This is a genomic window from Frigoribacterium salinisoli (assembly GCF_054781095.1).
In genome coordinates this window covers 327369-354348 of the sequence record NZ_BAAGVB010000004.1, presented here as the reverse complement: position 1 = coordinate 354348, position 26980 = coordinate 327369, and the positions used below count along the sequence as shown (strand labels likewise).

Genomic DNA, 26980 nt, shown 5'->3' with positions numbered 1-26980 from the left:
GCAACTCGAGGACTTGGGAGTCGGTCCCACTTGAGGCCAGCCGAGCTACGCTCCGCCGCACCTTTGGGGTGACGAGAAGAAACAATACACAGACCCCGACCCAGGGCACCAACCCGACCCGGATCCCGGGCGTGTCGCGACCGACCCCGGGCCGGTCACGCGAGCGGGAGCGCGAGGACCACGCCGAGCGAGACGCCCGCGACGACCACCCACGACGCCAGGCCCACCAGGAGGGCACGACCCTCGGTGCGGACCAGGCGGTCGACGCGGATCCCCGTGCCGAGGGCGACGAGCGCGATGCCGAGGAGCGCGGCCTGGACCGCCCCGACCCAGGCGACCACGGCCTCCGGCACCGGGACGACCGTGCGCACGAGCACCAGCAGCACGAACCCGGCGACGAAGAGCGGCACCACCGGGGGCCGCTCCCCTGCCGTCGCGGCACCGCGGCGGGACGCGACTGAGACCAGCGCCACCATGGGCGCGAGCATGACGACGCGGGTGAGCTTGACGACCACCGCGATGCCGAGGGCCGCGGCGCCGGCGGTCTGGGCGGTGGCGACCACCTGCCCGACGTCGTGCACGCTCGCCCCCACCCAGGCGCCGAACTGCGTCGGGTCGAGGCCGACCAGGCGGCCGAGCACGGGCAGCACCGCGATGGCGAGCGTGCCGAAGAGCGTCACGAGCGCGACGGGCGTGGCCGCGTCGCGGCCCCGATCACGGGTGACGGCGCTCATCGCCCCGATGGCCGAGGCACCGCAGATCGAGAAGCCCGCGGCGAGCAGCACCGGCTGGTCACCGGGCAGGCGGGCCCACCGTGCGAGCAGCAGCGTCACCCCGAAGGTGAGCACCAGCACCCCGACGACGGCCAGCACCGTGGGCCAGCCCAGGCGCGCGACGTCGACCAGGCTCAGCTGCAGGCCCAGCAGGACGATGCCGACGCGCAGCAGGCGCTTGGCCGCCACGGTCAGGCCCGGCGCGAACGGGCCGTCGACCTTCGCCCGGACCGGTGCGACCTGTCCGAGCAACAGCCCGAGGACGACGCAGGCCGTGAGGACCGGCACCGCCGGCAGGAGGGCGTGCACCCCCAGGGCGGCGAGCCAGCCGGCGATCGCGACCGCGAGGCCGGGGGCGACGCGCCGGGCCGTGCCCGTGCCTCCGGCCGGGGACACCCGTCAGATCCGGGCGCGCGCCGGGTTGATGAGCGAGCCGATGCCCTCGATCGCGACCTCGACGGTCTGCCCCGCGGTGAACTCGCCGATGCCGGCGGGCGTCCCCGTGAGGATCACGTCGCCGGGCAGCAGGGTGAAGACCTCGGTGACGTGCTCGATGAGCTGCGGGATCTTGTGGATCATCTGCAGCGTCGACTCGCGCTGCTTGACCTCGCCGTCGACGCGCGTCTCGATGGTGATGTCGGTCCAGTCGAGCTCGTTCTCGATGTACGGGCCGAGCGGCAGGAACGTGTCGTAGCCCTTGGCGCGGGTCCACTGCCCGTCGCGCTGCTGCACGTCGCGGGCGGTGACGTCGTTGGCGACGGTGTACCCGAAGACGACGTCCTGGTAGTCCTCGGCCTTGACGCGCTTGGCGATCGTGCCGATCACGATGGCGAGCTCGCCCTCGAAGTCGACGCGGCCCACCTCGGGCGGCAGCTGGATCGAGTCGCCGAAGCCGATCACCGTGGTGTTCGGCTTGAGGAAGAGCACGGGCTCGTCGGGGGCCGACTGGCCCAGCTCGTCGGCGTGGTCCTGGTAGTTGAGCCCGACGCCCACGACCTTCGAGCGCGGGATCACCGGGGCGAGGATCTTCGCCGACCGCAGCGAGACCCGCTCGCCGGTGGTCTCGTAGCCCGAGTACATCGGGTCGCCCGCGAGGACGATGAGCTCGCGCTCGTCGACGATGCCGTAGCGGGGGTCTTCTCCTGGCGTGGCGAACCGTGCGATCTTCACCCTGCGAGCCTACCCGTCGAGACGGGTCATCCAACCGTGCGCGTCGTCGCGACGGCCGTACTGGATGCCCGTGAGCTCGTCGCGCAGCGACATCGTCAGCTCGCCTCCGGGAGCGGAGGGGTCGCCCACCGAGAAGCCCTCGCCCTTGAGCTCGCCGATCGGCACGACCACCGCGGCCGTGCCGCAGGCGAAGACCTCGGTGACGTCGCCCGACGCCACGCCGTCGCGCCACTCGTCGAGGCTCACGCGGCGCCGCTCGACGCGGTGGCCGCGGTCCTCGGCGAGCTGCAGGATCGAGTCGCGCGTGATCCCCTCGAGGATCGAGTCGCTGTCGGGGGTGACGAGCGTGCCGTCGCGCTTGACGAGCACGACGTTCATGCCGCCGAGCTCCTCGATGTACGTGCTCTCGGACGAGTCGAGGAACAGCACCTGCTGGCAGCCGTTCGCCGCCGCCTCGGCCTGGGGCAGCAGCGACGACGCGTAGTTGCCGCCCGTCTTGGCGGCGCCCGTGCCGCCCTTGCCCGCGCGGGCGTAGTTCGTCGTCAGCCAGATCGACACGGGGGCCACGCCTCCCGGGAAGTACGCTCCCGCCGGGCTCGCGATGAGGTGGTAGGCCACCCGCTGCGCGGCGCGGACCCCGAGGAACGCCTCGGTCGCGATCATGAAGGGTCGGAGGTACAGGCTCGTCTCGGGGGCGGACGGCACCCACCCGAGGTCGGCGCGCACGAGGCGGCGGACGCTCTCGACGAAGTCCTCCGTGCTCAGCTCGGGCAGGGACAGGCGTCGCGCCGAGCGCTGCAGGCGGCGGGCGTTGGCGTCGGGCCGGAAGGACCACACCGAGCCGTCCTCGTGCCGGTAGGCCTTGAGCCCCTCGAAGATCTCCTGGGCGTAGTGCAGCACCGAGGCCGCGGGGTCGAGCTGCAGGGGCCCGTAGGGGTGGACGCTCGCGTCGTGCCAGCCCTCGTCGACGCTCCAGTCGATCGACACCATGTGGTCGGTGAAGTGCTTGCCGAAGCCGGGGTCGGCCAGGATCGCCTCGCGCTCGGCCGCCGCGCGGGCCGCCGCCGAGGGCGTGTGGCCGAACTGCAGGGGGAAGCCCGCGGCGGCCGGGTCGGTGCTGGTGTCGGTGCTCATGTCGTCCTCGGGGTGGGGCTCGGGGGTCGGGGTCAGGAGGCGGTGGTCGCGCGCACGCGCTCGGTCACGTCGCGACCGATCTCGCTCGTGCTGCGGCGGGGCGCCGCGGGGTCGCGGTCGGCGACGTCCGCGGCGACCGCGCGCTCGATGCGCCCGGCCGCGGCGTCGAGCCCGAGGTGCGCCAGCAGCATCGCCGCGGAGAGGATCGCCGCGGTCGGGTCGGCCAGCTGCCTCCCCGCGATGTCGGGGGCCGAGCCGTGCACCGGCTCGAACATGCTGGGGAACGTGCCGTCGGGGTTCACGTTGCCCGAGGCGGCGAGGCCGATGCCCCCGCTGATGGCACCCGCGAGGTCGGTGAGGATGTCGCCGAAGAGGTTGTCCGTGACGATCACGTCGAAGCGCGCCGGGTCGGTGACGAGGTGGATCGTCGCCGCGTCGACGTGCAGGTAGTCGACGGCGACGTCGGGGTGCTCGGCCGCGACGGCGTCGACCGTGCGCTGCCAGAGGCCCCCGGCGTGCACGAGCACGTTGGTCTTGTGCACGAGCGTGAGGCGGCCACGCCGCGACCGCGCCGCGGCGAAGGCCGCGCGGACGACCCGCTCGACGCCGAAGGCCGTGTTGACGCTGACCTCGTTCGCGATCTCGTGCGGCGTGCCCATGCGCAGGGCACCCCCGTTGCCGACGTAGGGGCCCTCGGTGCCCTCTCGGACGACGAGGAAGTCCACCTCGCCGGGGTCGGCGAGGGGCGAGGGGACGCCGGGCCAGAGGCGCGTCGGGCGCAGGTTGACGTAGTGGTCGAACGCGAAGCGCAGCTTCAGCAGGAGCCCGCGCTCGACGATGCCGCCCGCGAGCCGCGGGTCGCGCGGGTCGCCGCCCACCGCGCCCAGCAGGATCGCGTCGTGCCCGCGCAGCGCCTCGAGGTCGGCGTCGGTGAGGACGTCGCCCGTGGCGAGGTACCGCCCGGCGCCCAGGTCGTACTCGGTGACGTCGACCGTGGCCTCGTCGCCGACCGCGGCGCGCAGCACCGTGAGCGCCTCGGCCACGACCTCGGGCCCGATCCCGTCGCCCGGGACGGCGGCGATGCTGACGGTGCGCGACATGGTGCTCCAGGGGCCTGAGGGACGGGTCCCGTCCACAGTACCGGCCCGCCGGGCGCGGGACGGCCTCCTGCGCGGGGTCCCGCCCGGGCGGATCGGGACGGTCGGACCCGTCGGGACGACCGGGTCAGTCGGAGCTCGAGGCCCGCCGCAAGGCCGTGAGGGCGACGGTCACCGCGACGAGCGCGACGCCGGCACCGACGCCCGCCGTGAGCACGAGCCCGGAGTCGAAGGCCTCCGTCGCGGCGACGAGCACGCGGTCGCCCAGGTCGCCCCCGGTCGAGCGGGCGACCGACACCGCGCCGCCCAGCGTGTCGGTGGCCACGACGGCGTCGGCGGCCGAGAGCCCGTCGGGCAGCACGAGCGCGCCGCGGTAGACCGCCGTCACCATGCTGCCCAGCAGGGCCGTGCCCAGGACCGCGCCGATCTCGTACGCGGTCTCGGACACGGCCGACGCGGCTCCTGCCCTCGCCGGCGGCACCGCCGCGATGATGAGGTCGTTCGAGATGGTCTCGGCCGAGCCCACGCCGGCCCCGACCAGCGCGAAGGCCGTGACGAACACGGCCACCGGCGCGCCGGCGCCCGAGGTCGCCACGAGCGCGTAGCCCACGGCCGAGAGCGACAGCCCGGCCGCGACGACCGTGCGCGGGCGCACGCGGCGCACGACCGGCACCACCACCAGGCCCGCCGCCACCATCGCGACGAGTCCGGGCACGAGCACGAGGGCCGCGTCGAGCGGGCTGAGCCGGACGACGAGCTGCAGGTGCTGCGTCGTGAAGAACAAGAAGCCCACGAGCGCCGTCACGGCCAGGAGGTTCACGACGACCGACCCGCTGAAGACGGCGTTCGTGAACAGGCGCACGTCGAGGAGCGGACGCTCCCGACGGAGCTGCCGCCGCACGAAGGCCCAGCCCGAGGCGACGCCGACGGCCGCGAGCAGGGCGGCGACCAGGGGCGACTCCCCCGTGGCCACGAGCTTGATCGCCGCCACCACGGGGGCCATGGCCGCGAGCGAGAGGAGCACCGAGACGGGGTCGGCGGGACCGGGCGACGGGTCCTTGCTCTCGCGCAGCAGCAGCGGCGCGGCGACGAGGAGCGGCAGGAGCATGGGCACCGCGATGAGGAACACGCTGCCCCAGGCGAAGTGCTCGAGCAGGATCCCGCCGACGACGGGGCCGAGGGCGCTGCCGCCCGCGAAGCCGCTCGCCCAGATGGCGATCGCCAGACGGCGCTGGTCGCGGTCGACGAAGGTCGAGCGCAGCAGGGAGAGCGTCGCGGGCATGATCATGGCGCCGAACACGCCCAGCGCCACGCGTGCGGCGATGAGCGCCTCGGCGGTGGGCGCGAAAGCGGCGAGGGCCGAGACCGCCGCGAAGCCGCTGGCCCCGACGAGCAGGAGGCGCCGCCGGCCGAAGCGGTCGCCGAGCGAGCCCATGGCCACCAGCAGCCCGGCGAGCACGAGCGAGTACGCGTCGACGACCCAGAGCTGGGCCGCGGCCGACGGCTGCAGGGCCGTCGAGATCGCCGGCAGCGCGAAGCTGAGGACGGTGTTGTCGATGCTCACCAGCAGGACGGGGAGCATGAGGACGACGAGCGCGGCCCACTCGCGGCCGCCGGCGCGGGCAGGGGCACCGACCTGCGTCGGGCGGGGCGAGGGCGAGGGGACGGGGCGGGACATGCGAGGACCTCCGGACGGGCGCGGGCGACCGCGCGGCGTTGCTGTACCAGCTGGACGGTACACCACGAGGTACAGTAACACCATGAGCCCCCGACCCTCGGCCCGCGAGAAGATGCTCGACGCGTTCGTCGACGCCGTCGTCGACGACGGAGACCGATCCGCCACCCTCGAGGCCGTCGCCGAGCGCGCCGGCGTCTCGAAGGGCGGCCTGCTGTACCACTTCCCCTCCCGCGACGCGCTCGTCGAGGGCCTCCTGGGCAGGATGCGCGAGGTCGCCGACGACGACGTCGCCGCCATGCGCGCGGCCCCGGAGGGCCCCGTCGCGTACCACCTGCGCACCTCCGCCCCCGGCGCGGCCCCCGACGAGTCGTTCGAGCGCGTGGTCTCCGCGGTCGCCCACCTCGCGGCGAGCGGCAGGCACCCCGAGGCCGTCGAGGCCCTGGCCGGCACGCAGGCCCGCTGGTACGAGGTCGTGCTCGAGGTGGTCGGCGACCCCGCCGTCGCACGGCTCGTGACCCTCGTGGCCGACGGCCTCTGGTTCACGCCCGGCGCGTTCGCCCCACAGGGGCCGGGCGACCCCCGCTCGGTCGCCACGATCGACGACCTCGTCGCCGTCGTCGACCGACTGGTCGCCACGGAACGGCGCGACTGACCCTCCCCCACGCGACGACGGCCGCCCCCGGTGCCGGGGGCGGCCGTCGTGCTGTCGCGGCGTCGTGCTGTCGTGGCGTCGTGGCGTCGTGCTCTGACGCGGTCGCGCGGTGACGGCTAGAGCGTGACGTCGATCTCGCGCAGCACCTCGGCGTCGATCGCCGCCCGCACCTCGTCGAGCAGCGCCTCGGGTGCCGGGCTGTCGATCGTGAGCACGCTGAGCGCCTGGCCGCCGACGCTGCGACGGGCGATCTGCATGGCGGCGATGTTGATGCCGGCCTCGCCGAAACGGCTGCCGTAGACCGCGACGATCCCGGGGCGGTCCGTGTAGATCATGACGACGTGGTGCGCCGAGATCGGGACCTCCACGTCGTAGCCGTTGATCTCGACGATCTTCTCGACCTGCTTCGTGCCGGTCAACGTGCCCGACACCGAGATCTGCTTGCCGTCGGCGAGCGAACCGCGGATCGTGAGGACGTTGCGGTACTCCTCGCTCGTCGGGTCGGTGAGCAGCCGCACCGTGACGCCGCGCTGCTCGGCGAGCAGGGGCGCGTTCACGTAGCTGACCGACTCGCTCACGATGTTCGTGAAGATGCCCTTGAGGGCCGCGAGCTCGAGGCTCGACACGTCGTGCTCGACCAGCTCGCCGCGCACCTCGACGTCGACGCTCGTCAGGGGGCTGTCGGCGAGCCCGGCGAAGACCTGGCCGAGCTTCTCGAGCAGGGGGATGCCCGGGCGGACGTAGGGGTCGATCACGCCGCCCGCGACGTTCACCGCGTCGGGCACCAGCTCTCCGCCGAGGGCGAGGCGCACCGAGCGGGCCACGGACACGCCGGCCTTCTCTTGCGCCTCGTGCGTCGACGCGCCCAGGTGCGGCGTGACCACGACGTTCTCGAGGCCGAGCAGGGCCTGGTCGACCGGCGGCTCGGACGAGAACACGTCGAGGCCGGCACCGGCGATCTCGCCCGTCGTGAGCGCCTCGTAGAGGGCGCCCTCGTCGATGAGGCCGCCGCGCGCCACGTTCACGACGAACGCCGTGGGCTTCATGGCCCGGAGCTGCTCGAGGCCGATCATGCCGGTCGTCTCGGGCGTCTTCGGCATGTGGATGGTGACGAAGTCGCTCTCGGCGAGCAGCTCGTCGAGGCCGAGCAGGGTCACCCCGAGCTGCTGCGCCCGCGCGGGCGTCACGTAGGGGTCGAAGGCGACGACGCGCACGCCGAAGGCCTGCAGGCGCGCCGTGATGAGCGCACCGATGCGGCCCAGGCCGACGATGCCGACGGTCTTCTCGAAGAGCTCGACGCCCGTGTACTTCGAGCGCTTCCACTGCCCCTGCGCGAGGGCCGCGTGCGCCGCCGGCACGTGTCGGGCGAGGCTCAGGATGTGCGCGACCGTGAGCTCGGCCGCCGAGATGATGTTCGACGTCGGCGCGTTCACGACCATGACCCCGGCGGTCGTCGCCGCCTTGATGTCGACGTTGTCGAGGCCCACCCCCGCCCGGGCGACCACCTGGAGCTGCGGCGCGGCCGCGATGGCCTCGGCGTCGACCTGCGTCGCGGAGCGCACGAGCACCGCCGAGGCGTCGGCCAGCGCTGCGAGCAGCGCGGGCCGGTCGGTGCCGTCGACCGATCGGACGTCGAAGTCGGGCCCCAGGGCCTCGACGGTGGCGGGGGACAGTTCTTCTGCGATCAGCACAACGGGCTTGGCCAAGGGGTCGTCGTCCTTCTGAGAGGGAGCAGGGACAGCCGCGGCGCGCCGTGGGCGCGGCTCGGGGTCAGTCTAGGGGCGTGCCCGAGGGCTCCCCCGCCGTGTGACGGACCGGGTCAGATGCTCGTGACGTACGCCGTGATCGTGAGGTTCAGCGCCGCCGCCGCCGCGAGGGCGGTCACCAGGGCGAGGGCCACGACGCCGAGCGAGCGGCGCCGACTGACGACGAGCGCCAGCACGTAGGCGACCACGGGCAGCAGCACGCCGAGCGCGAGCACGACCCACGGCGGCTCGGCCACGAGCCCGTCCAGGCCGTTCTCGCGGAAGAAGTCGTTGTTCGCGTACCGGCTGTCGCGCGGCACCGAGACGAGGTTGCTCACGGCCTCGACGACGTCGTAGGCGAACGGCAGCGCGAAGAGAGCCGCGAGCACGACGACGGGCCAGCGGCGACGGCCGGAGGCCCGGTGCCCGTCGTGCGCGGCGGTCGCCCCCGCCCCGGTGCCCGTGACGTCGGAGCCGGTCGTGCCTCCTGCGCTCATGCGAACGCCCCGACCACGAAGGGCCACGGCGCGACGACGAGGACGCCCACGGCCATGACCACCAGGCGGCGCCGCACGCGTGCCGCGGGCACGAGCACGATGCTCGCCGTGAACCAGAGGACCGGTGCCAGGACGGCGAGGCCCACCCCCAGCCGCCAGAGCAGCGTCATGGCCGGGTCCGCGAACACGTAGGCGAAGCGCCACGCCGACACGAGCCACCCCACGGAGGCCAGCAGGGACGCCCCGCCGAGCACGCCGTGGGCGACGAGGGCGCCGGAGCCCATGACCTGGGGCTCGTCAGGAGCCCCGGTCGGGGCCCGCTCGGCCTCGCGGGCGGAGACGTGGCTGGCGTCGCGCTCGTCACCCCAGGAGAGCGCCTCGTCGTCGACGAGGTCGGACGCCGGCACGTCGCGCACCGCGTGCCGCTCGGCAGCGGCGTCGTCGCCCGGGAGCTGCTCCCCCGGTCGCGAGGAGCCGGGGGTCACGACGACAGGGTCGACAGCTTCGACGCGACCGCCTCGCGCAGCGGCGCGAAGAGCGGGTGGCCCTCGTCGATGCCGGTCAGCGTCGTGACGAGCTCGCCGTCGGGCAGGCCCTGGCGCAGCAGCGCCTGGAGCTCGACGCTCTCGACGTCGTCGGCCACGTCGAAGTCGAGCGCGGCGCGCACGGCACGGACGAGGCCCTCGGCGCCGAGGCCCCGATCGGCGAGCTGCGCGGCGGGCCCGACGAAGCGCTCGTGCCGGCTCAGCTTGCGCAGCGGCGCCCGGCCCACGCGCTCGGTCGTGTCGGGGAGGTGCGGGTTGGCGATGCGCACGAGGTTCTTCTCGATGTACGACTGCTGCTCGTCGGGGTCGAGCTCGTGCTTCGCGACGAGGAGCTCCTTCGTCTCGGCGAGGACGGCCCGCACCTCGGCGTGCACCTCGTCGTCGGCGAGGGCCTCGCGGATGCTCGTGAGCCCGCGCGAGAAGCCGTGGTACGCGGCGGCGGCGTGCGCCGTGTTGACGGTGAAGAGCTTGCGCTCGATGAAGGGCTCGAGGTCGTCGACCCACGTGACGCCCTCGATCTCGGGGCGGTCGTCGCCGAACGGCGCCCGCTCGACGACCCACTCCCAGAAGGACTCGATGGTGACGTCGAGGCCCGCGGCGGTCTGCTCGGGGACGATGCGGTCGATCGCGCAGTTCGCGAACACCGCGTTGTCGGCCGGGTCGGTCGCGCGCACGGCCTCGGCCAGCGCGTCGGTGGCGTTGATCGCGTTCTCGCACGCGATCACGGCCAGCGGGGCGGCGTCGGCCGCGCGACGCTGCAGGCCCGCCGCGATGACGGGGGCCACGAAGGGCAGGATGCGCGCCCCGACCGCGGTGGTCACGATGTCGGCGGTCGCGATCTCGTCGATCAGGGCGGCCTCGTCGGTGCGGCTGTTGATCGCCCGGTAGCCGTCGACGACGTGCGTGCGCGCGCCCTCGCCGACCTCGTGCACCTCGAACGACGGCGTCGACCGCAGGAGCCCGATGAGCTCGTCGGCGACGTCGGCGAACACGACCTCGTACCCGCTCGCGTGGAGGAACTGCGCCACGAAACCACGACCGATGTTGCCGGCACCGAAGTGCACCGCCTTCTTGCTGAACGCCATGCCTGCCATCATGCCACGCGCCTCCGGCACGCACGCCCCGGTCCGTGCGCTCGAGGCCGGCCCTCGCCGCGGCGGGGACGACGACGGCCCCCGACCAGGAGGTCGGGGGCCGTCGTGGCGGGTGGGCGTCGGTCAGCGCGCGGCGGAACCGTCGACGTAGTCCTCGTCGGTCTGCTTCCAGGCGAAGAGCGCGCGGAGCTTCTGACCCGTGGCCTCGATGGGGTGCTCCTCGCCCTGCGCGCGGAGTGCCTTGAACTCGGGCGCGCCGGCGTCCTGGTCCTCGATGAAGCGCTTCGCGAAGGCGCCCGACTGGATGTCGGCGAGCACGGCCTTCATGTTCTCCTTCACCGACGGGTCGATGACGCGCGGGCCCGAGACGTAGTCGCCGTACTCGGCCGTGTCGGAGATCGACCAGCGCTGCTTGGCGAGGCCGCCCTCCCAGATGAGGTCGACGATGAGCTTGAGCTCGTGCAGCACCTCGAAGTAGGCGATCTCGGGCTGGTAGCCCGCCTCGGTGAGAGTCTCGAAGCCGTACTGGATGAGCTGCGAGGTGCCGCCGCAGAGCACGGCCTGCTCGCCGAACAGGTCGGTCTCGGTCTCTTCGGTGAAGGTCGTGCGGATGCCGCCGGCACGGAGGCCGCCGATGCCCTTCGAGTACGACCAGGCGAGGTCCCAGGCCGAGCCCGAGGCGTCGACCTCGACCGCGACGATGACCGGCACGCCGCGCCCGGCCTCGTACTCGCGACGGACCGTGTGGCCCGGGCCCTTCGGCGCGACGAGGAGCACGTCGACGCCCTCGGGGGCCGTGATGTAGCCGAAGCGGATGTTGAAGCCGTGGCCGAAGACGAGGGCCTTGCCCGGGGCCAGGTTCGGCTCGACGTCGTCGGCGTAGAGGTGGCGCTGGACCTGGTCCGGCGCGAGGATCACGATGACGTCGGCCCAGCTCGTGGCCTCGGCGGGGGTGTGCACCGTGAAGCCGGCGTCCTCGGCCTTGGCACGGCTCTTCGAGCCCTCCTGGAGACCGACGACGACCTCGACGCCGGAGTCGCGGAGGTTGAGCGCGTGGGCGTGCCCCTGCGAGCCGTAGCCGATGACGGCCACCTTCTTGCCCTGGATGATCGAGAGGTCGGCGTCGTTGTCGTGGACGATGTCAGTCACGGGGGTCCTTCGTGTCGGTGGTGGACAGGGTGGAGCTAGTTCTTGGGCACGCGGTCGGTGATCGACTTCGGGCCGCGGCCGATGGCCAGGAGCCCGGACTGCGAGATCTCCTTGATGCCGTACGGCTCGAGCACGCGCAGCAGGGCGTTCGTCTTGCCGGTGTCGCCGGTGACCTCGACCACGAGCGAGTCCGTGGCCACGTCGACCACGCTGGCCCGGAACAGGGTCACCGCCTCGAGGACCTGGCTGCGCGTGGCGGCGTCGACCCGCACCTTGATGAGCATGTGCTCGCGCTGCACGGACTGCGAGTACTCCAGCTCGACGATCTTGATGACGTTGACGAGCTTGTTGAGCTGCTTCGTCACCTGCTCGAGCGGGAGCTCCTCGACGTCGACCACGACCGTGATGCGGCTGAGGCCGGGCACCTCGCTCTTGCCCACGGCGAGGCTCTCGATGTTGAAGCCGCGCCGGGCGAAGAGGCCCGCGACGCGCGTCAGCAGGCCGGGCTTGTCCTCGACGAGGAGGGACAGGACGTGGCTCATGCGGGCCTCCCGGTCATGTCGGCGTCCTCGTCGTCCCAGCTGGGCGCGTGGTCGCGGGCGTACTGGACGAACGAGTTGCTGACGCCCTGCGGCACCATCGGCCACACCATGGCGTCGCGGCTCACCACGAAGTCGATGACGACCGGCCGGTCGTTCGTCTCGAGCGCGAGCCGGATGGCGTCGTCGACCTGGTCCTCGCGCTCCACCCGGATGCCGAGGGCGCCGTAGGCGTCGGCGAGCTTGACGAAGTCGGGCACGCGGCGCGACTCGTGGCCCGTCTCGAGGTCGGTGAACGAGTGGCGGCCCTCGTAGAACAGGGTCTGCCACTGCCGCACCATGCCGAGCGACGAGTTGTTGATGATCGCGACCTTGATGGGGATGTCGTTGATGACGCAGGTGGCCAGCTCTTGGTTGGTCATCTGGAAGCAGCCGTCGCCGTCGATGGCCCAGACCACGCGGTCGGGCTCGGCCACCTTGGCGCCCATGGCGGCCGGCACGGAGTAGCCCATCGTTCCCGCGCCACCGGAGTTGAGCCAGGAGTGCGGCCGCTCGTAGCCGATGAACTGCGCCGACCACATCTGGTGCTGGCCCACGCCCGAGGCGTAGACGGCCTCGGGCCCGGTGAGCTCGCCGATGCGCTGGATCACCTTCTGCGGGGACAGCAGGCCGTCCTCGGGCTCGGTGTACCCGAGCGGGAACTGCTCGCGGAGCGCCGTCAGGCGGGCCCACCACTCGGTGGTGTCGGGCGCACCCTGCGGCGAGACCTCGGCGAAGGCGGCGACCAGGTCGCCGATGACCTCGCGCGCGTCGCCCACGATCGGGACGTCGGCGAAGCGGATCTTCGAGATCTCGGCCGGGTCGATGTCGACGTGCACGACCTTCGCGCCGGGCGCGAAGAGCTCGGCCTTGCCCGTGACCCGGTCGTCGAAACGGGCCCCGAGGGCGATGATGAGGTCGCTCTCCTGGAGGCCGAGGACGGCCGGCACCGTGCCGTGCATGCCCGGCATGCCCAGGTGCTGCGGGTGCGAGTCGGGGAACGCGCCGCGCGCCATGAGCGTCGTGACGACCGGAGCCCCGGTCGCCTCGGCGAGGCGGAGCAGCTCGGCCGAGGCACCGGAGCGGATGACGCCGCCCCCGACGTAGAGCACGGGCTTCTTCGACTCGGCGATGAGCTGCGCGGCGGCCGTGATCTGCTTGCCGTGCGCCTTCGTCACGGGCCGGTAGCCCGGCAGGTCGACGACCGGCGGCCACGAGAACGGCGCCGTGCCCTGCTGGGCGTCCTTCGTGATGTCGACGAGGACCGGGCCCGGACGGCCCGTCGTGGCGATCTGGTACGCGGCGGCGAGGGTCGCCGGGACGTCCTCCGCCTTCGTCACCAGGAACGAGTGCTTGGTGACGGGCATCGTGATGCCGACGATGTCGGCCTCCTGGAACGCGTCGGTGCCCATCAGCGTCGAGAACACCTGGCCCGTGATCGCCAGCAGCGGCACGGAGTCCATGTAGGCGTCGGCGATGGCGGTGACCAGGTTCGTCGCCCCCGGTCCGGAGGTGGCGATGGCGACGCCGACGCGACCCGAGGCCGCGGCGTAGCCCTCGGCGGCGTGCCCGGCGCCCTGCTCGTGGCGCACGAGGACGTGGCGGATCGCCGTCGACGACATGAGCTCGTCGTAGAACGGGATGATCGCACCGCCCGGCAGGCCGAACACGTCGGTGATGCCCAGCGCCTCGAGGCTGCGCAGGATCGCGCCGGAGCCCGTGAGGACCTCCGGTGCGGCCGTGGTCGTGCGCGAGGTGGGGGCGTTGCCCGGGGGCGTGGGCAGGGGCGTGGAGTCGATGGGCGTCAAGGCCTGATCCCTACTTCGTGGTGGTGGGAACGATGGGTCTGCCCGCTAGTACGTGACCGCGCCCTCGGCCGCGGAGCGGACCTGGCGGGCGTACTTGGCGAGGACACCGCGGGTGTACCGCGGAGGGAGGGGTGCCCAGCCGTCACGGCGGGCTTCGAGCTCAGCCGGATCGACGAGTAGGTCGATGGAGCGAGCTGCGATGTCGACCCGAATCAGATCACCATCGCGCACGAAGGCGACCGGACCTGCGTCCACCGCTTCGGGAGCCATGTGGCCGATGCACAGGCCGGTTGTGCCGCCTGAGAATCGCCCGTCCGTCAACAGTAGTACATCTCTGCCGAGCCCCGCGCCCTTGATGGCCGCGGTGATGGCGAGCATCTCGCGCATGCCGGGGCCGCCCTTCGGGCCCTCGTAGCGGATCACCACGACGTCGCCCTTGCCGATGGTGCCGGCGGTGAGGGCGTCCATCGCGGCGCGCTCGCGCTCGAAGACGCGCGCGGGCCCCTCGAACACCTCGGCGTCGAAACCGGCCGTCTTGACGACCGCGCCCTCGGGGGCCAGCGAGCCGCTGAGCACGGTCAGCCCGCCCGACGCGTGGATGGGGTCGTCGAGGGTGCGCAGGACCTCGCCGTCGAGCGGCTTCGGCCTGATGTCGGCGAGGTTCTCGGCCACGGTCTTGCCCGTCACGGTCAGGCAGTCGCCGTGCAGGAGTCCCGCGTCGAGCAGGGCCTTCATGACGACCGGCACGCCGCCCATGCGGTCGACGTCGTTCATGACGTAGCGCCCGAAGGGCTTGAGGTCGCCGATGTGGGGGACCTCGTCGCCGATGCGGTTGAAGTCGTCGAGCGTCAGCTCGACCTCGGCCTCGTAGGCGATGGCGAGCAGGTGGAGGATCACGTTCGTCGAGCCGCCGAAGGCCATGGCCACGGCGATCGCGTTCTCGAAGGCCTCCTTCGTGAGGATGTCGCGCGCCGTGATGCCGAGGCGCAGCATGTTCACCACGGCCTCGCCCGAGCGGTGGGCGAAGTAGTCCCGCCGACGGTCCGCCGAGGGCGGCGACGCCGAGCCGGGCAGGCTCATGCCGAGCGCCTCGGCGACGCTCGCCATGGTGTTGGCCGTGTACATGCCGCCACAGGCGCCCTCCCCCGGGACGATGGCGCACTCGATGGCCTTGAGGTCCTCTTCGCTGATGGTGCCGGCCTTGGCCGCCCCGACCGCCTCGAACGAGTCGATGATCGTGACGTCCTTCTCGGTGCCGTCGCTGAGCTTCACCCAGCCGGGCGCGACCGAGCCCGCGTAGAGGAAGACGCTCGACAGGTCGAGCCGTGCCGCGGCCATGAGCATGCCCGGCAGCGACTTGTCGCAGCCCGCGAGCAGGACCGAGCCGTCGAGGCGCTCGGCCATCATCACGGTCTCGACGCTGTCGGCGATGACCTCGCGCGAGACGAGGGAGAAGTGCATCCCCTCGTGGCCCATCGAGATGCCGTCGGAGACCGAGATGGTGCCGAACTGCAGCGGGTAGCCACCGCCGGCGTGCACGCCCTCCTTGGCGCCCTGCGCGAGGCGGTCGAGCGAGAGGTTGCAGGGGGTGATCTCGTTCCAGCTGCTGGCGATGCCGATCTGGGGCTTGGACCAGTCCTCGTCGCCCATGCCCACGGCGCGGAGCATGCCGCGCGAGGTGGTGGCCTCGATGCCGTCGGTGACGTCGCGGCTCCGGGGCTTGATGTCGATCGGGGTCTGCGCGTCCTTCGCTGGCATGGGTCGAGTGTAGGCCCCGTGACGGGCGCCGGAGGACGGGCGGCGGCCGCCCCGCGCGGTGCGCGGCGGACCCGGGCCGACCTCAGGGGCCGGCGGGGACCTCCGGCTCGTGACCCGGGTCGGGCCGACCGCCCTCGTGGCGGGCCTCGTCGTCGTGGCGCATCTCGACGGCCAGGGCGTCGGCGCTGCCCACGGGCAGCCGCTCGGCGTCGAGCTCGTCGTCGGGGACGTCCTCGAGCTCGGCGCCGGCGCGCTCGACCGCCTCCTCGAGCTCGTCGGCGACGAGCAGGTCGCGGTCGACGTCGCCGTTGCGGTACCCGGCGCGCCCGATCATGTGCGCGGAGATCGGTGCCGTGAGCATCTGGAAGAGCAGGACCACCAGCAGGGACGCGATCGTGCCCCAGGTGTGCTGGTCGAGCGCGATGGCGGACAGGATGAGCATGAGCCCGAAGATCTGTGGCTTCGTCGCCGCGTGCATGCGCGACAGCGTGTCGGGGAAGCGCAGGAGGCCGATGCCGGCCGCGAGGGAGAGCAGCGACCCGGCCGCGAGCATGACGACGGCGGCGACGTCGTAGACGGTCTCGCTCATGAGGGGTCCTGCTTCGAGACGTAGCGGGCGACCGTGATCGAGCCGAGCACGGCGGTGAGCGCCAGCACGATCATGACCGGGAGGGTCCGGGTGTGGTGGTTGATGACCATGTCGGCGCCGACGACGCAGATGAGGGTCGTGAGCAGCATGTCGCTCGCGATCATGCGGTCGAGGATGCTCGGGCCGCGCACGATGCGCCACACCGAGGCGAGCCCCGCGAAGGCGAAGATCGCGCCGACGATCCAGAAGACGACGGTCATGAGGCTCCTCCTGCTCCCCCGGCCGCGACGGGGGTGCCCGCCTCGATGCGACGCAGGTCGTCGGTGCTGCCGAGGACGCGCACGAGCCGTCGCTCGACGGCGAGGACGTTGCGGTGCACCGTCTCGACGGCCTGGTCGTCGTCCACCGACAGCGAGTGCAGGTAGAGGATGGACCGTTCGCGGTCCGCCTCGACGATGAGCGACCCGGGGACGAGCGACACGGCCAGGCCCACGAGCGTCATGATGAAGTCGGAGCGCGTGTGCAGCTGCACCGCGACGATGGCGTTGTGCCGCACCCCGCGCGGGCGCACGGCCTGCCAGCTGACCTGCACGGAGGCGACCACGAGGTCGCGGAGGAACACGACGAGGAACACGACGGCGTGCCACGGGCTGAACCGCCCGCTGAGCTCGACGGGCGGCAGCGGGAACACCCGCGTGACGAGCAGGGCGACGACGACGCCGGTGACGGCGGCGAGCACGGTGACCTGGTTCCAGAGGAACATCCAGAGCACGACGAGCCCCACGAGCAGCGGCAGTTGCCGGGCCAGGCTGCGGCCGATCTCGCGGCCGGAGGGACGCTCCGTCATCACTGCACCTCCCCGTCGGGGAAGACCAGCTGGACGTAGGCGTCGGCACCGTAGACGTTGCCCGCGGCACGCTCGGCGACGCCGTAGAGCGGCCCGGCGAACACGGTGAGCGAGAGCGACACGAGGACCATGCCGGTGGTGGCCCCGACCATGGTGCGCGGGTTGGCCCTGCGCTGCACCACGTCGGTGCGGCCGGGGGCCTCTTCCAGGCGGGAGGTGAGCGGCGAGGAGTGGTCGGCGACCTCCTCCTTCTTCCGCCAGAACGCCAGGCTCCAGGCCCGCATGAGCGCGTAGAGGGTCAGGAGGCTCGTGAGGGCCCCGGCACCGATCAGCACGTACACGAGGGGGGTGCCCACGCGGGCGCCGGCGTCGAAGAGCGCCACCTTGCCGATGAACCCCGAGAACGGCGGGATGCCCCCGAGGTTGAGCGCCGGGACGAAGAAGAGCACGGCGATGACGGGCGACGCCTTGAGCAGCCCGCCGAGGCGGAGCACGCTGGCCGTGCCGCCCCGGCGCTCGATGAGCCCCGCGGCGAGGAACAACGTCGTCTGCACGGTGATGTGGTGCACGACGTAGTAGATGGTCGCGGCGAGCCCCGCGACGGTGCCGAGGGCGATGCCGAAGATCATGTAGCCGATGTGGCTGACCAGGGTGAACGACAGCAACCGCTTGATGTCGGCCTGCGCGACGGCGCCCAGGATGCCGACGATCATCGTGCAGAGCGCGATCACCAGCAGGTAGACGTTGACGTTGCTCTCGACGAACAGCACCGTCTCGGTCCGGATGATGGCGTAGACGCCGACCTTGGTCAGCAGGCCCGCGAAGACCGCGGTGACCGGCGCGGGTGCGGTCGGGTAGCTGTCCGGCAGCCAGAACGACAGCGGGAAGACCGCGGCCTTGATGCCGAAGGCGGTGATGAGCATGACGTGGATCACGGCCTGCACGTCGGACGGGATCGAGTCCATCTTCTGCGCGATGTCCGCGATGTTGACGGTGCCCAGGGCGCCGTAGATCATCGCGATCGCGGCGAGGAACAGCACGCTCGAGACGAGGCTGACGATGATGTACGTCACGCCGGCCCGGATGCGCTGCTCGGTGCCCCCGAGCGTGATGAGCACGTAGCTGGCCACGAGCAGGATCTCGAACCCCACGTAGAGGTTGAAGAGGTCCCCCGCGATGAACGCGTTGAAGACGCCGGTCGCCAGGATCAGGTAGGTCGGGTTGTAGATGGAGACCGGGGTGTCGCCGTCGTCGCCGTCGGCGGCCCCCTGCCCCACCGAGAACACGAACACGGCGAGCAGCACGATCGACGAGATCGTGAGCATGAGCGCCGCGAGCCGGTCCACGACGAGCACGATGCCGAAGGGGGCGGCCCAGCCGCCCACCTGCACCGCGAGGGAGCCGTCACGGTCGACGACCACGAGCAGGACGGCGCTGATCACGACGACGACCGCGAGGGAGCCGATGGTCAACCAGCCCTGCAGGCGCGGGCGGCGACCGGCGACGAGGGTCGACGCGGCGCCGAGCAGCGGCACCAGGACGACGAGGGGCACGAGGACGCTCATGAGACGCTCCCTCCGTCGTGTCGTTCAGAGGCCGAGGTGGCCGGTTCGTCGGGGTCGGGCTCGGGCTCGTGGCTGCCGGGCACGGCGGCCTCGGCGTACTCGCCGAACTCGGTGTCGCCCGCGTCGTCGTCCTGGTCGCCCGAGCGGGACTCCGTGGGGATGGGCCGGCGGCCCACCTCGCGGTCCTCGACGTCGTCCGCCAGGGTGTCCTCGCGGGCCAGCCGCCAGGAGCGGTAGATGAGCGCGAGCAGGAACGCGGAGACCCCGAAGGTGATGACGATCGCGGTGAGGGTGAGGGCCTGCGGCAGCGGGTCGGTGAAGGTCGAGGGGTCGTCCTGGCCGTCGGCCACGGGGGCCGTCCCGGCGCGCCCGGTCATGATCAGGATGAGGATGTTCGTCGCGTTGCCGACCAGGAGGAACCCCAGCAGCACGCGGGTCATGCTCCGTTCGAGGAGCAGGTACACCCCGCACGAGTAGAGCGCCGCCATGACGACGAGCAGCACCAGCGAGACGCTCACGAGGCGCCACCTCCTCGGGCGTCGGCCGACTCGAGCTCGCGCTGGTCGGCCTCCTCTTGACGGTCGACCTCGGCGCCGAGGCTGCGGAGGACGTCGAGGACGAGCCCGATGACGACCAGGTAGACGCCGACGTCGAAGAACGTCGAGGTCACGAACTCGAGGTGGCCCAGCACGGGCACCTCGGCCTCGAACCAGGTCGAGGTCAGGGCGTCGGCGCCCAGCGCGAGGGGCACCACGGCCGTGAGGACGATCGCCGCGAGGCCGGTGCCCAGCACCTTGCCCGCGTCGAGCGGTGCGGCCGCGCCCAGCTCGTAGCGCCCTCCGGCGAGGTAGCGCGCCACGAAGGCCATGCCCGCCACGAGACCCCCGGCGAAGCCGCCGCCAGGCAGGTTGTGACCGACGAAGAGCAGCCAGATCGACACGACCATGATCGCGTGGAAGAGCAGTCGGACGACGACCTCCAGGAGGATCGAGCGGTTCTGCGGGGCGAGCTTGCGCCCGGCGAGCAGCCACGCCCGGCGGTCGACGCCGTCGTCGGCGACGTCGTCGCTGTCGCCGGCCGTGGGGGTCGGAGCGGTCGCGGGCTGCCCGTCGCCGTCGAGCACGACGGGGGCGGGCTCGCGCACCGGCCGGACGCGGGCCAGGAAGCGCTGCGCCCGGTTGGTCCGGGCCGGACGGGGCAGGACGTCGGTGCGGGAGGTGAGGAACACCAGGCTCGCGACGCCGGTCGCGGCGACGATGAGCACGGCGATCTCGCCCATGGTGTCCCAGCCGCGGATGTCGACGAGGGTGACGTTGACCACGTTCTTGCCGTGGCCGCCCGTGACGGCGAGCTCGGGGAACGCGTCGGAGATGAGCGGGACGTCGCGCGCCCCGAGGGCGACGACCGCGATGGTCGCCATGGCGGCGCCCACGCCGATGCCGAGCAACGCCCGGATGCGCTTGTGGCTGCTCCCGTTGCGATCGCCGAGCCGTGCCGGCAGGCGTCGGAGGACCAGCACGAAGGCGATGAGCGTGATCGTCTCGATGAGCACCTGGGTGAGCGCGAGGTCGGGTGCGCCGTGCAGGGCGAAGAGGCCGGCCATGCCGTAGCCCGTCACGCCGACGAGCACGACCGCCTGGAACCGCTTGTTCGAGCGTGTGGCGCCGATGGCGCCGATGATCATGAGCGCCCCGATCGCCAGCTGGCCGGGGTGGTCGGCGAGCACGGCCTCGGTGGGCCAGGTGCGGTTCAGCGTCAGAGTCACGGCCGACGAGACGACGAAGACGAGGAGGATCGTCGCGAGGTAGAACGGCAGCGAACCGCGCTGCGTCGCCGCCGTGGTCCGCGACGCGGTCCAGTCGACGCCCGCCATGAGGCGCAGGTAGGCGTCCGAGGCGCGGGGCGTCCCGGAGAGGGCCCGCTGGAGGGCGGCGACGGGCTCGCGCAGCCAGAACAGGACGGCACCGAGGACGAGCGTGCCCAGGGTGATGAAGAGCGCCGGCTCGAGCCCGTGCCAGAGGGCGAGGTAGTACGGCTCGGCCTCGCTCGCCCCGGTGGGCACGGTGTCGGCGTACCCGGCGAGGGCGTCGCCCACCGGGTGCGCCAGGAGGCCCAGCACGACCCCGAGCACCGCGAGGACGGCGGGCGAGGCGAGGAAGTCGACGTGCTCGTGCACGAAGCTCGCGGGCTCGACCCCGGGCTTGCGCCCGAAGGCCCCCCAGAGGAACCGCAGGCTGTACGCCATCGTGAGCACGCTGCCGAGGGCCACGCCGACCAGGGCCACCCAGCCCAGCACCGACCCGGTCTCGGCGTCGTGCAGCAGGGCCGTGAGGACGGCCTCCTTGGCGACGAAGCCGAGCGTCGGGGGCACGCCGGCCATCGACGCGAGCGCCAGCACGGTGATGCCGACGAGCAGGGGCGCCTGTCGGCCCAGGCCGCACAGCTTGCGCAGGTCGCGCGTTCCCGTGCGGTGGTCGATGATGCCCACCACGAGGAAGAGCGTCGACTTGAAGAGGGCGTGCGCGACGAGGAGGGTCAGCCCGGCCAGGGCCGCGTCGCGCGTGCCGTACCCGACGACGACGGTCAGGAAGCCCAGTTGGCTGACGGTGCCGTAGGCGAGCACGAGCTTGAGGTCGTGCTGGCGCAGGGCGCGGTAGCCGCCGAGCAGCATCGTCGCGACGCCGACCAGGACGACGATCTCGCGCCAGCCCGGGCTCTCGGCGTAGCCGGGGGCCAGCCGGGCCACGAGGTAGATGCCGGCCTTCACCATCGCGGCCGCGTGCAGGTACGCGCTGACCGGCGTCGGTGCCGCCATGGCCGCGGGCAGCCAGAAGTGGAACGGCACGAGCGCCGACTTCGAGAGGGCCCCCACGAGGACGAGCACGACGGCGACCGTGACGACGGGGCCCGTCGGGGGCTCGGCGACGAGGGCGCTGAGCGACGTCGTGCCCCCGGCCACGGCGAGCAGCACGAGGCCCACGAGCATCGCGAGACCACCGGCGGTGGTCACGATGAGGGCCTGGAGCGCGGCCGCGCGGCTCGCCTGCTTCGTCGTGTAGTGCCCGATCAGCAGGTAGGAGAAGACGCTCGTGGCCTCCCAGAAGACGAAGAGGAGGAACACGTCGTCGCTCGCGACGAGGCCGTACATGGCCCCGGCGAAGGCGACCAGCACGGCGGCGAAGCGTGCGATGCCGGCTTCGTCGCGCCGGAAGTAGCGCGTGCAGTAGACGAGCACGAGGGCCCCGACGCCGGTGACGACGAGCGCGAGCACCCAGGACAGCACGTCGAGGCGGAAGCTCAGCGCGATGTCGAGCTGGGGCACCCACGGCACGCTCTCGACGAGGACGTCACCGCGGAGGACCGCGGGCCCCTGCAGGGCCGTCGCGACGAAGACGCCGGCGGGGGCGAGCGCCGCGAGCGGGAACAGCCGGGTGGTGGCCCTGCGACCGACGAGGGCGACGAGCACGCTGGCGACGGCGAGGACCGAGAGTGCGATGAGCATGGCACCTCCGTCGTCAGGTGACTCGCGACGGAGCCTCGGGCTCGAGGTCGTCGGGTCAGGGGCGGGGAATCCAGAATACCTAGGGGTACCTGGGAATCGCTACGGACGACCCTGGGAGGGGCGGCCCGGAGCCATCGGCGTCAGGCGTTGCCGAGATGCGAGCGGAGGTCGGCCAGGTCGTGCAGGAGGCGCGCGACGGCGGCCGCGTCGGCCACGCGGTGCCCGGCGAGGGTGGCGCCCTCCCCCACCTTGATGCCGACGTCGCCCTCGACGAGGGCCCGGAAGGCGTCCTCGTCGGTGACGTCGTCGCCGGCGTAGAGCACGGCGGTCGCCGAGGTCGCCTCGCGGAGGCGCCGGACGCCGTCGTCCTTGCCGGTCGGCCGGACGGCGAACTCGAGGACGTTCTTGCCGCGACGCTCGGTGACGCCGTCGAGGTCCGCCACGCCGGCGCGGGCCGCCGCCTCGGCGGCCGCGGTCGCCTCGGCATCGGCCGTACGCGTGTGCAGCGACAGCCCCGCGGGCTTCTCCTCGACGAGGACGCCCTCGACGCCCGCGGCCGCGGCGTGCACGACGTCGCTGAGAGCGGCACGGAGCTCGAGCTCGGCCTCGGTGAGGGCGGTCTCGTGCCCGTCGATGCGGACCTCGACCCCGTGCGAGCCGACGAGGAGCACCGACCCGGGCACCTCGGCGACCGCGGTGAGGCTCGCGAGGTCGCGGCCGGAGACCAGGGCGACGTGCGTGTCGGCCAGGGCCTCGAGCCTCCTGATCGCCTCGGTCGCCTCGGGCAGGGCCCGGGCGGCCTGCGGCGCGTCGACCTCGGGCGCCAGGGTGCCGTCGAAGTCGAGCGCGACCAGCAGGCGCGGGGTGGTGGCGAGCCGCCCGAGGGCGTCGCTCAGGGTCCGGGCGTCGGCGTCGGTCACGCGGTGCCCCTCTCGTCGTCGGGGGCCGCGATCTGCTGGCCCGGTCGGGCGCCCTCGAGGGCGGTGAGGAACGACGCCGACCAGGCGGCGACGTCGTGCTCGAGCACCCGGCGGCGCAGCGAGCGCATGCGCGACCGACGGTCGCGCTCGGGCATCTCCATGGCCCGCATGATGGTGTTCTTCAGCCCGCCGATGTCGTGCGGGTTGATGAGCAGGGCCGTGCGCAGCTCGTCGGCGGCCCCGGCGAACTCGCTCAGCACGAGCACGCCGTCGCCGTCCCGGCGCACCGCGACGTACTCCTTCGCGACGAGGTTCATGCCGTCGCGGAGGGCCGTGACGAGCATGACGTCGGCCGCGAGGTAGAGGGCGACCATCTCTTCGCGGGGGTAGCCGTGGTGGTGGTAGCTGATCGCCGTGTGGCTCATGGTGCCGTGGTCGCCGTTGATGCGGCCCACGGTGAGCTCGATCTCGTCGCGCAGCTGCTTGTAGGTCTCGACCCGCTCGCGACTGGGGCTCGCGACCTGCACGAGCGTGGCGTCCTCCACGCTGAGGCGGCCGTCGGCGAGGAGCTCGCCGAAGGCCTTCATGCGGTGCCGGATGCCCTTGGTGTAGTCGAGCCGGTCGACGCCCAGCATGATCGTCTTCGGGTTGCCGAGGCCCTCGCGGATCTCGCGCGCCCTGGCCTGGATGTCGGGCCGCGCGGCCAGCTCCTCGTAGCTGGCGGCGTCGATCGAGATCGGGAAGTGCTTGGCGAGGACGCGACGGACCTTCTTGCCGCGCTTCGACACGACGGCGTCCTCGTCGTCGACGGGCACCTCGATGTAGGGACGCGTCGTCGACCAGCCCAGGAGGTGCCGCACCGCCCGCGAGAAGTTCGACGCGTCGTCGGCGCGCTGGAACCCGATGACGTCGGCACCGAGCAGGCCCTCGAGGATCTGCGACCGCCACGGCAGCTGCGAGAAGATGCCGAGCGGCGGGAACGGGATGTGGTTGAAGAAGCCGATCGTGAGGTCGGGCCGGGCCTCGCGCAACATCTTGGGGACGAGCTGCAGCTGGTAGTCCTGCACCCAGACGGTGCCGCCCTCGGCCGTGATCTCGGCCGCCCGGTCGGCGAAGCGCTGGTTGACCGTGACGTAGGTCTCCCACCAGACGCGGTGGTACGTCGGGGCCGCGATGACGTCGTGGTAGAGGGGCCACAGCGTGTCGTTGCTGAAGCCCTCGTAGTACTTCTGCACCTCGTCGGCGCTCAGCGGCACCGGCACGATCTCGATGCCGTCGTCCTCGAAGGGCTCGAACTCGAGGTCGGGCTGCCCCGCCCACCCGACCCAGGCACCGTCGTTGGCCTTCATGACGGGCTCGAGCGCGGTGACGAGGCCACCGGGCGAGTGCCGCCAGCTGCCACCGCCGTCCTCGTCGACGACCCTGTCGACGGGGAGGCGGTTCGAGACGACGACGAAGGCGTACTGGTCGGGGGCGTCAGGCATGCGGCAGATCAACTCCGGAGGTCCTCCCCGCCGCGACGACGGGGACCCCAGGCTAGCAGCGGGCCCGCACGCGCGATCGGGGCCGGGGCCCGTCCGTCAGGCGAGCCGCAGGACGGCCTCGGCCGCGCGGACGAGGGCCGCGCCGTAGGCCGGCCCGTGCCCGGCGGCGTGCACCGCCAGGGGGTGCAGCTGGTGCAGCGGCACGCGCTCGGCACGACCGGGCGCGAGGGGCGCCGCGGCGTCGTAGCCCGCCAGCACCTCGTCGAGGTAGGGGCAGCCGAAGAGCTCGAGCATGGCCAGGTCGGACTCGCGGTGGCCACCGTGGGCGGCCGGGTCGATGAGGGTCGCACCGCTCGGCGACCACAGCACGTTCCCCGTCCAGAGGTCGCCGTGCAGGCGCGCCGGCGGCTCGTCGTCGTCGAACGCCCCACCGGCGACGAGGGAGCACGCGCGCTCCACGACACCGAGGCCGGACCGGTCGAGGGAGCCCGCGTCGACGGCCGTCCGGGCGAACGGGAGCACGCGCTGCTCGGCCCAGAACCGGCCCCAGGAGGCGTCGGGTCGCGTCGTCATCGGGCGGCTGCCGATGAAGCAGGGCCCGTCCCAGCCCTCAGGAGGCGCGCCGAACGCGGTCGCGCCGGTCCCGTGCGTCGCGGCGAGGGCCCGCCCGAACGCGCGCGCGGCGTCCCGGGTGGGGCGCGCCTCCTGCACGCGCTCCAGCTCGATGCGCCCGGGGCCGACGTCGAGGACGTCGACGACGGCGGCCCCGCCCCGCGGCACGGCCGCGGCGAGCCAGGCCAGGCCCGCCGCCTCGGCCTCGAAGAAGCCCTCGGGGGCCCCGGTCCGGTCCTTGCGCCAGCTGCTCACGGGACCAGCATGCCCCCGCTCCCCCCGAGCGCGACCGCGACGACGGCGAGCGGCACGGCGACGACGGCGACCCCGAGCCCTGCCAGCGCGAACCGCCGCCACGAGACGTCGACGCCGAGGTCGACGAGCTGCGCGTGCCAGAGCAACGTGGCGAGCGAGGCCCAGGGGGTCACGAGGCAGCCCACGTTGACGCCGACGAGGACGGCGACGAGGCGCAGGGGCGATCCGGCGACCGGCTCGAGCGCGAGGTAGGCCGGCAGGTTGTTCACGAGGTTCGCGGCCAGGGCGCTGCCGCCCGCGAGGCGCAGCAGCTCGGGCAGCCCCTCCCCCGTGTCGCCGACGACCACGGCCAGGAGCTCCGAGAGCCCCAGCGCGTGCGCGGCCTCGACGACGAGGAAGAGCCCGCCCGCCAGCAGCACCGTGCCCCACGGCACGACGCCGAGCCGGAGCGCCCCCGGGCGCCGCCACGCGGTCGCGGCGACGAGCAGCACGGCGGCGACCGATGCGGGGAGCCACGCCTCGAGCCCGGCCACCAGGGCGGGCACGAGCAGGCCGACGACCACGGCGGCGACGACGAAGAGCACGCGGTCGGCCGGGGGCTCGACGGGCCCGGCGACGAAGCGCCCGGTGAGCGCGCGCCGGTACCGCAGGCCCACCGCGACGACGGGCACGGCGGCGGCGACCACGGCGGCGGGCAGCACGAGGCCCGCGAAGGCCAGCGGCGCCGGGTCGCCCAGCTCGTGGAGGGCGAGCAGGTTCGTGAGGTTCGAGACGGGCAGCAGGAGCGAACCGCAGTTGGCCAGCCAGACCGTCGTCAGCGCGAACGGCAGGGGCGGCACCCCGGCCCGCCGCGCCACGAGGACGACCACGGGCGTGAGCAGCACGGCCGTCGTGTCCAGCGAGAGCGCGACCGTGCAGGCCAGCGCCAGCACGACGACCAGCAGCCAGAGCAGGACCGTGCGCCCGCGGGCGAGACGGGCCGCGAGACCGGCGAGCGCCGCGAAGAGCCCTGCCTCGGCCGAGAGCCCGGCGACGACCGTGAGGGCGACGACGAAGCCCAGCACGGGCGCGACCCGCTCGACGAGCGCACCGACCTCGGCCCACGGGAGCACGCCGAGCAGCGCGGCGGCCAGGCCCGCCACGAGCAGCACGGCCCCCAGGACGGCAGTGCGCACGGGGCCTCCTCGGGCCCGGCCGGGCGACCGGGGCAGCTCACCCTACGACCGGTCGGCCCCTCGCGCCCTCGACGGGTACCGTGGCAGGACCGAGACCCACAGGAGCAGAACAGTGCGCAAATTCCTCTTCAACGGCGCGATCCTCAGCAGCGCCTTCTCCGGCTTCAGCTTGCTCAAGCACGTGGCCGCCGGCCCCCGCGACTGGCGACTGCTGCTGAACGTCGTCGCCTGGGCGGCCACGACCGCCATCGCGATCGGCAACGTCGTCGACGCCGCGAACGACGACTAGGCCCGCCCGACGACCACAGGAGGCGCGCACCCGGCCGGGTGCGCGCCTCCTGTCGTCCGTGGCG

General features: G+C 73.0%; 25 protein-coding genes. 2 read left to right on the top strand and 23 right to left on the bottom strand.

From position 1 onward, the window contains the following. Positions 1-155: 155 nt before the first annotated feature. The 5 genes from ACYVHQ_RS11600 to ACYVHQ_RS11580 form a co-directional block, all read right to left on the bottom strand. Positions 156-1169 (bottom strand): YeiH family protein, encoded by a 1014-nt coding sequence (locus tag ACYVHQ_RS11600; RefSeq protein ID WP_460513170.1) that lies wholly within the window; start codon positions 1167-1169, stop codon positions 156-158. Positions 1170-1172: 3 nt separating this feature from the next. After that, entirely contained in the window at positions 1173-1943 is a 771-nt protein-coding gene (locus ACYVHQ_RS11595) for a fumarylacetoacetate hydrolase family protein (RefSeq protein WP_460513168.1), read from the bottom strand. A 9-nt stretch (positions 1944-1952) separates the two neighbouring features. Further along, positions 1953-3077 carry a branched-chain amino acid aminotransferase gene (locus ACYVHQ_RS11590; protein ID WP_460513167.1) on the bottom strand — a complete coding sequence of 375 codons (1125 nt, stop codon included), beginning with the start codon at positions 3075-3077 and terminating at the stop codon, positions 1953-1955. 32 nt (positions 3078-3109) lie between these two features. Then, positions 3110-4177: a 3-isopropylmalate dehydrogenase gene (locus tag ACYVHQ_RS11585; RefSeq protein WP_460513166.1), complete on the bottom strand. Its 1068-nt coding sequence runs from the start codon at positions 4175-4177 to the stop codon at positions 3110-3112. A 124-nt stretch (positions 4178-4301) separates the two neighbouring features. Continuing rightward, the gene (locus tag ACYVHQ_RS11580; RefSeq protein WP_460513164.1) at positions 4302-5852 is read right to left on the bottom strand and encodes an MFS transporter; all 1551 of its coding nucleotides are present in this window, start codon (positions 5850-5852) and stop codon (positions 4302-4304) included. Between the two features lie 82 nt (positions 5853-5934). Here ACYVHQ_RS11580 and ACYVHQ_RS11575 point away from each other — a divergent pair, with 82 nt between their 5' ends. Further along, positions 5935-6504 carry a TetR family transcriptional regulator gene (locus ACYVHQ_RS11575; RefSeq protein WP_460513162.1) on the top strand — a complete coding sequence of 190 codons (570 nt, stop codon included), beginning with the start codon at positions 5935-5937 and terminating at the stop codon, positions 6502-6504. Positions 6505-6620: 116 nt separating this feature from the next. Here the strand turns inward: ACYVHQ_RS11575 and serA are convergent, their stop codons facing one another. From serA to ACYVHQ_RS11485, 18 genes are all read right to left on the bottom strand, one after another. Continuing rightward, positions 6621-8210 carry a phosphoglycerate dehydrogenase gene (gene serA / locus ACYVHQ_RS11570; RefSeq protein ID WP_460513159.1) on the bottom strand — a complete coding sequence of 530 codons (1590 nt, stop codon included), beginning with the start codon at positions 8208-8210 and terminating at the stop codon, positions 6621-6623. A 113-nt stretch (positions 8211-8323) separates the two neighbouring features. After that, positions 8324-8746: a hypothetical protein gene (locus ACYVHQ_RS11565; protein ID WP_460513157.1), complete on the bottom strand. Its 423-nt coding sequence runs from the start codon at positions 8744-8746 to the stop codon at positions 8324-8326. Further along, positions 8743-9231, bottom strand: a complete 489-nt coding sequence (locus ACYVHQ_RS11560; RefSeq protein ID WP_460513156.1) for a hypothetical protein — start codon at positions 9229-9231, stop codon at positions 8743-8745. The genes ACYVHQ_RS11565 and ACYVHQ_RS11560 overlap by 4 nt, the downstream gene beginning before the upstream one ends. Then, positions 9228-10385: a mannitol-1-phosphate 5-dehydrogenase gene (locus ACYVHQ_RS11555; protein WP_460513193.1), complete on the bottom strand. Its 1158-nt coding sequence runs from the start codon at positions 10383-10385 to the stop codon at positions 9228-9230. The genes ACYVHQ_RS11560 and ACYVHQ_RS11555 overlap by 4 nt, the downstream gene beginning before the upstream one ends. Before the next feature lie 123 nt (positions 10386-10508). Next, positions 10509-11534, bottom strand: a complete 1026-nt coding sequence (gene ilvC, locus ACYVHQ_RS11550; RefSeq protein WP_460513154.1) for a ketol-acid reductoisomerase — start codon at positions 11532-11534, stop codon at positions 10509-10511. Between the two features lie 35 nt (positions 11535-11569). Next, positions 11570-12076 (bottom strand): acetolactate synthase small subunit, encoded by a 507-nt coding sequence (gene ilvN, locus ACYVHQ_RS11545; protein ID WP_460513152.1) that lies wholly within the window; start codon positions 12074-12076, stop codon positions 11570-11572. Beyond that, positions 12073-13896 carry an acetolactate synthase large subunit gene (locus tag ACYVHQ_RS11540; RefSeq protein ID WP_460513191.1) on the bottom strand — a complete coding sequence of 608 codons (1824 nt, stop codon included), beginning with the start codon at positions 13894-13896 and terminating at the stop codon, positions 12073-12075. The genes ilvN and ACYVHQ_RS11540 overlap by 4 nt, the downstream gene beginning before the upstream one ends. A gap of 69 nt (positions 13897-13965) precedes the next feature. Further along, positions 13966-15678 (bottom strand): dihydroxy-acid dehydratase, encoded by a 1713-nt coding sequence (gene ilvD / locus ACYVHQ_RS11535; protein ID WP_460513150.1) that lies wholly within the window; start codon positions 15676-15678, stop codon positions 13966-13968. An 82-nt stretch (positions 15679-15760) separates the two neighbouring features. Further along, complete coding sequence (gene mnhG, locus ACYVHQ_RS11530) at positions 15761-16267, bottom strand: monovalent cation/H(+) antiporter subunit G (RefSeq protein ID WP_460513147.1); 507 nt, start codon at positions 16265-16267, stop codon at positions 15761-15763. Further along, positions 16264-16527 (bottom strand): monovalent cation/H+ antiporter complex subunit F, encoded by a 264-nt coding sequence (locus tag ACYVHQ_RS11525; protein WP_460513145.1) that lies wholly within the window; start codon positions 16525-16527, stop codon positions 16264-16266. The genes mnhG and ACYVHQ_RS11525 overlap by 4 nt, the downstream gene beginning before the upstream one ends. Further along, positions 16524-17114 carry a Na+/H+ antiporter subunit E gene (locus tag ACYVHQ_RS11520; protein ID WP_460513143.1) on the bottom strand — a complete coding sequence of 197 codons (591 nt, stop codon included), beginning with the start codon at positions 17112-17114 and terminating at the stop codon, positions 16524-16526. The genes ACYVHQ_RS11525 and ACYVHQ_RS11520 overlap by 4 nt, the downstream gene beginning before the upstream one ends. Beyond that, positions 17114-18679, bottom strand: a complete 1566-nt coding sequence (locus tag ACYVHQ_RS11515; protein WP_460513141.1) for a Na+/H+ antiporter subunit D — start codon at positions 18677-18679, stop codon at positions 17114-17116. Before ACYVHQ_RS11515 ends, ACYVHQ_RS11520 begins: the two co-directional genes overlap by 1 nt. Beyond that, positions 18676-19197 (bottom strand): Na(+)/H(+) antiporter subunit C, encoded by a 522-nt coding sequence (locus tag ACYVHQ_RS11510; protein WP_460513139.1) that lies wholly within the window; start codon positions 19195-19197, stop codon positions 18676-18678. The genes ACYVHQ_RS11515 and ACYVHQ_RS11510 overlap by 4 nt, the downstream gene beginning before the upstream one ends. Further along, positions 19194-22181 carry a Na+/H+ antiporter subunit A gene (locus ACYVHQ_RS11505; RefSeq protein ID WP_460513137.1) on the bottom strand — a complete coding sequence of 996 codons (2988 nt, stop codon included), beginning with the start codon at positions 22179-22181 and terminating at the stop codon, positions 19194-19196. Before ACYVHQ_RS11505 ends, ACYVHQ_RS11510 begins: the two co-directional genes overlap by 4 nt. A 140-nt stretch (positions 22182-22321) precedes the next feature. Next, positions 22322-23101 (bottom strand): trehalose-phosphatase, encoded by a 780-nt coding sequence (otsB, locus tag ACYVHQ_RS11500; protein WP_460513135.1) that lies wholly within the window; start codon positions 23099-23101, stop codon positions 22322-22324. Beyond that, the gene (locus ACYVHQ_RS11495) at positions 23098-24585 is read right to left on the bottom strand and encodes an alpha,alpha-trehalose-phosphate synthase (UDP-forming) (RefSeq protein ID WP_460513133.1); all 1488 of its coding nucleotides are present in this window, start codon (positions 24583-24585) and stop codon (positions 23098-23100) included. Before ACYVHQ_RS11495 ends, otsB begins: the two co-directional genes overlap by 4 nt. A gap of 96 nt (positions 24586-24681) precedes the next feature. After that, on the bottom strand, positions 24682-25452 hold the full coding sequence (locus ACYVHQ_RS11490; RefSeq protein ID WP_460513131.1) for a fructosamine kinase family protein: 771 nt from the start codon (positions 25450-25452) through the stop codon (positions 24682-24684). Continuing rightward, complete coding sequence (locus tag ACYVHQ_RS11485) at positions 25449-26627, bottom strand: SLC13 family permease (protein WP_460513129.1); 1179 nt, start codon at positions 26625-26627, stop codon at positions 25449-25451. Before ACYVHQ_RS11485 ends, ACYVHQ_RS11490 begins: the two co-directional genes overlap by 4 nt. A 112-nt stretch (positions 26628-26739) precedes the next feature. Between ACYVHQ_RS11485 and ACYVHQ_RS11480 the strand changes: the two genes are divergently transcribed. Continuing rightward, the gene (locus tag ACYVHQ_RS11480) at positions 26740-26916 is read left to right on the top strand and encodes a hypothetical protein (protein ID WP_460513127.1); all 177 of its coding nucleotides are present in this window, start codon (positions 26740-26742) and stop codon (positions 26914-26916) included. Positions 26917-26980: the final 64 nt, after the last annotated feature.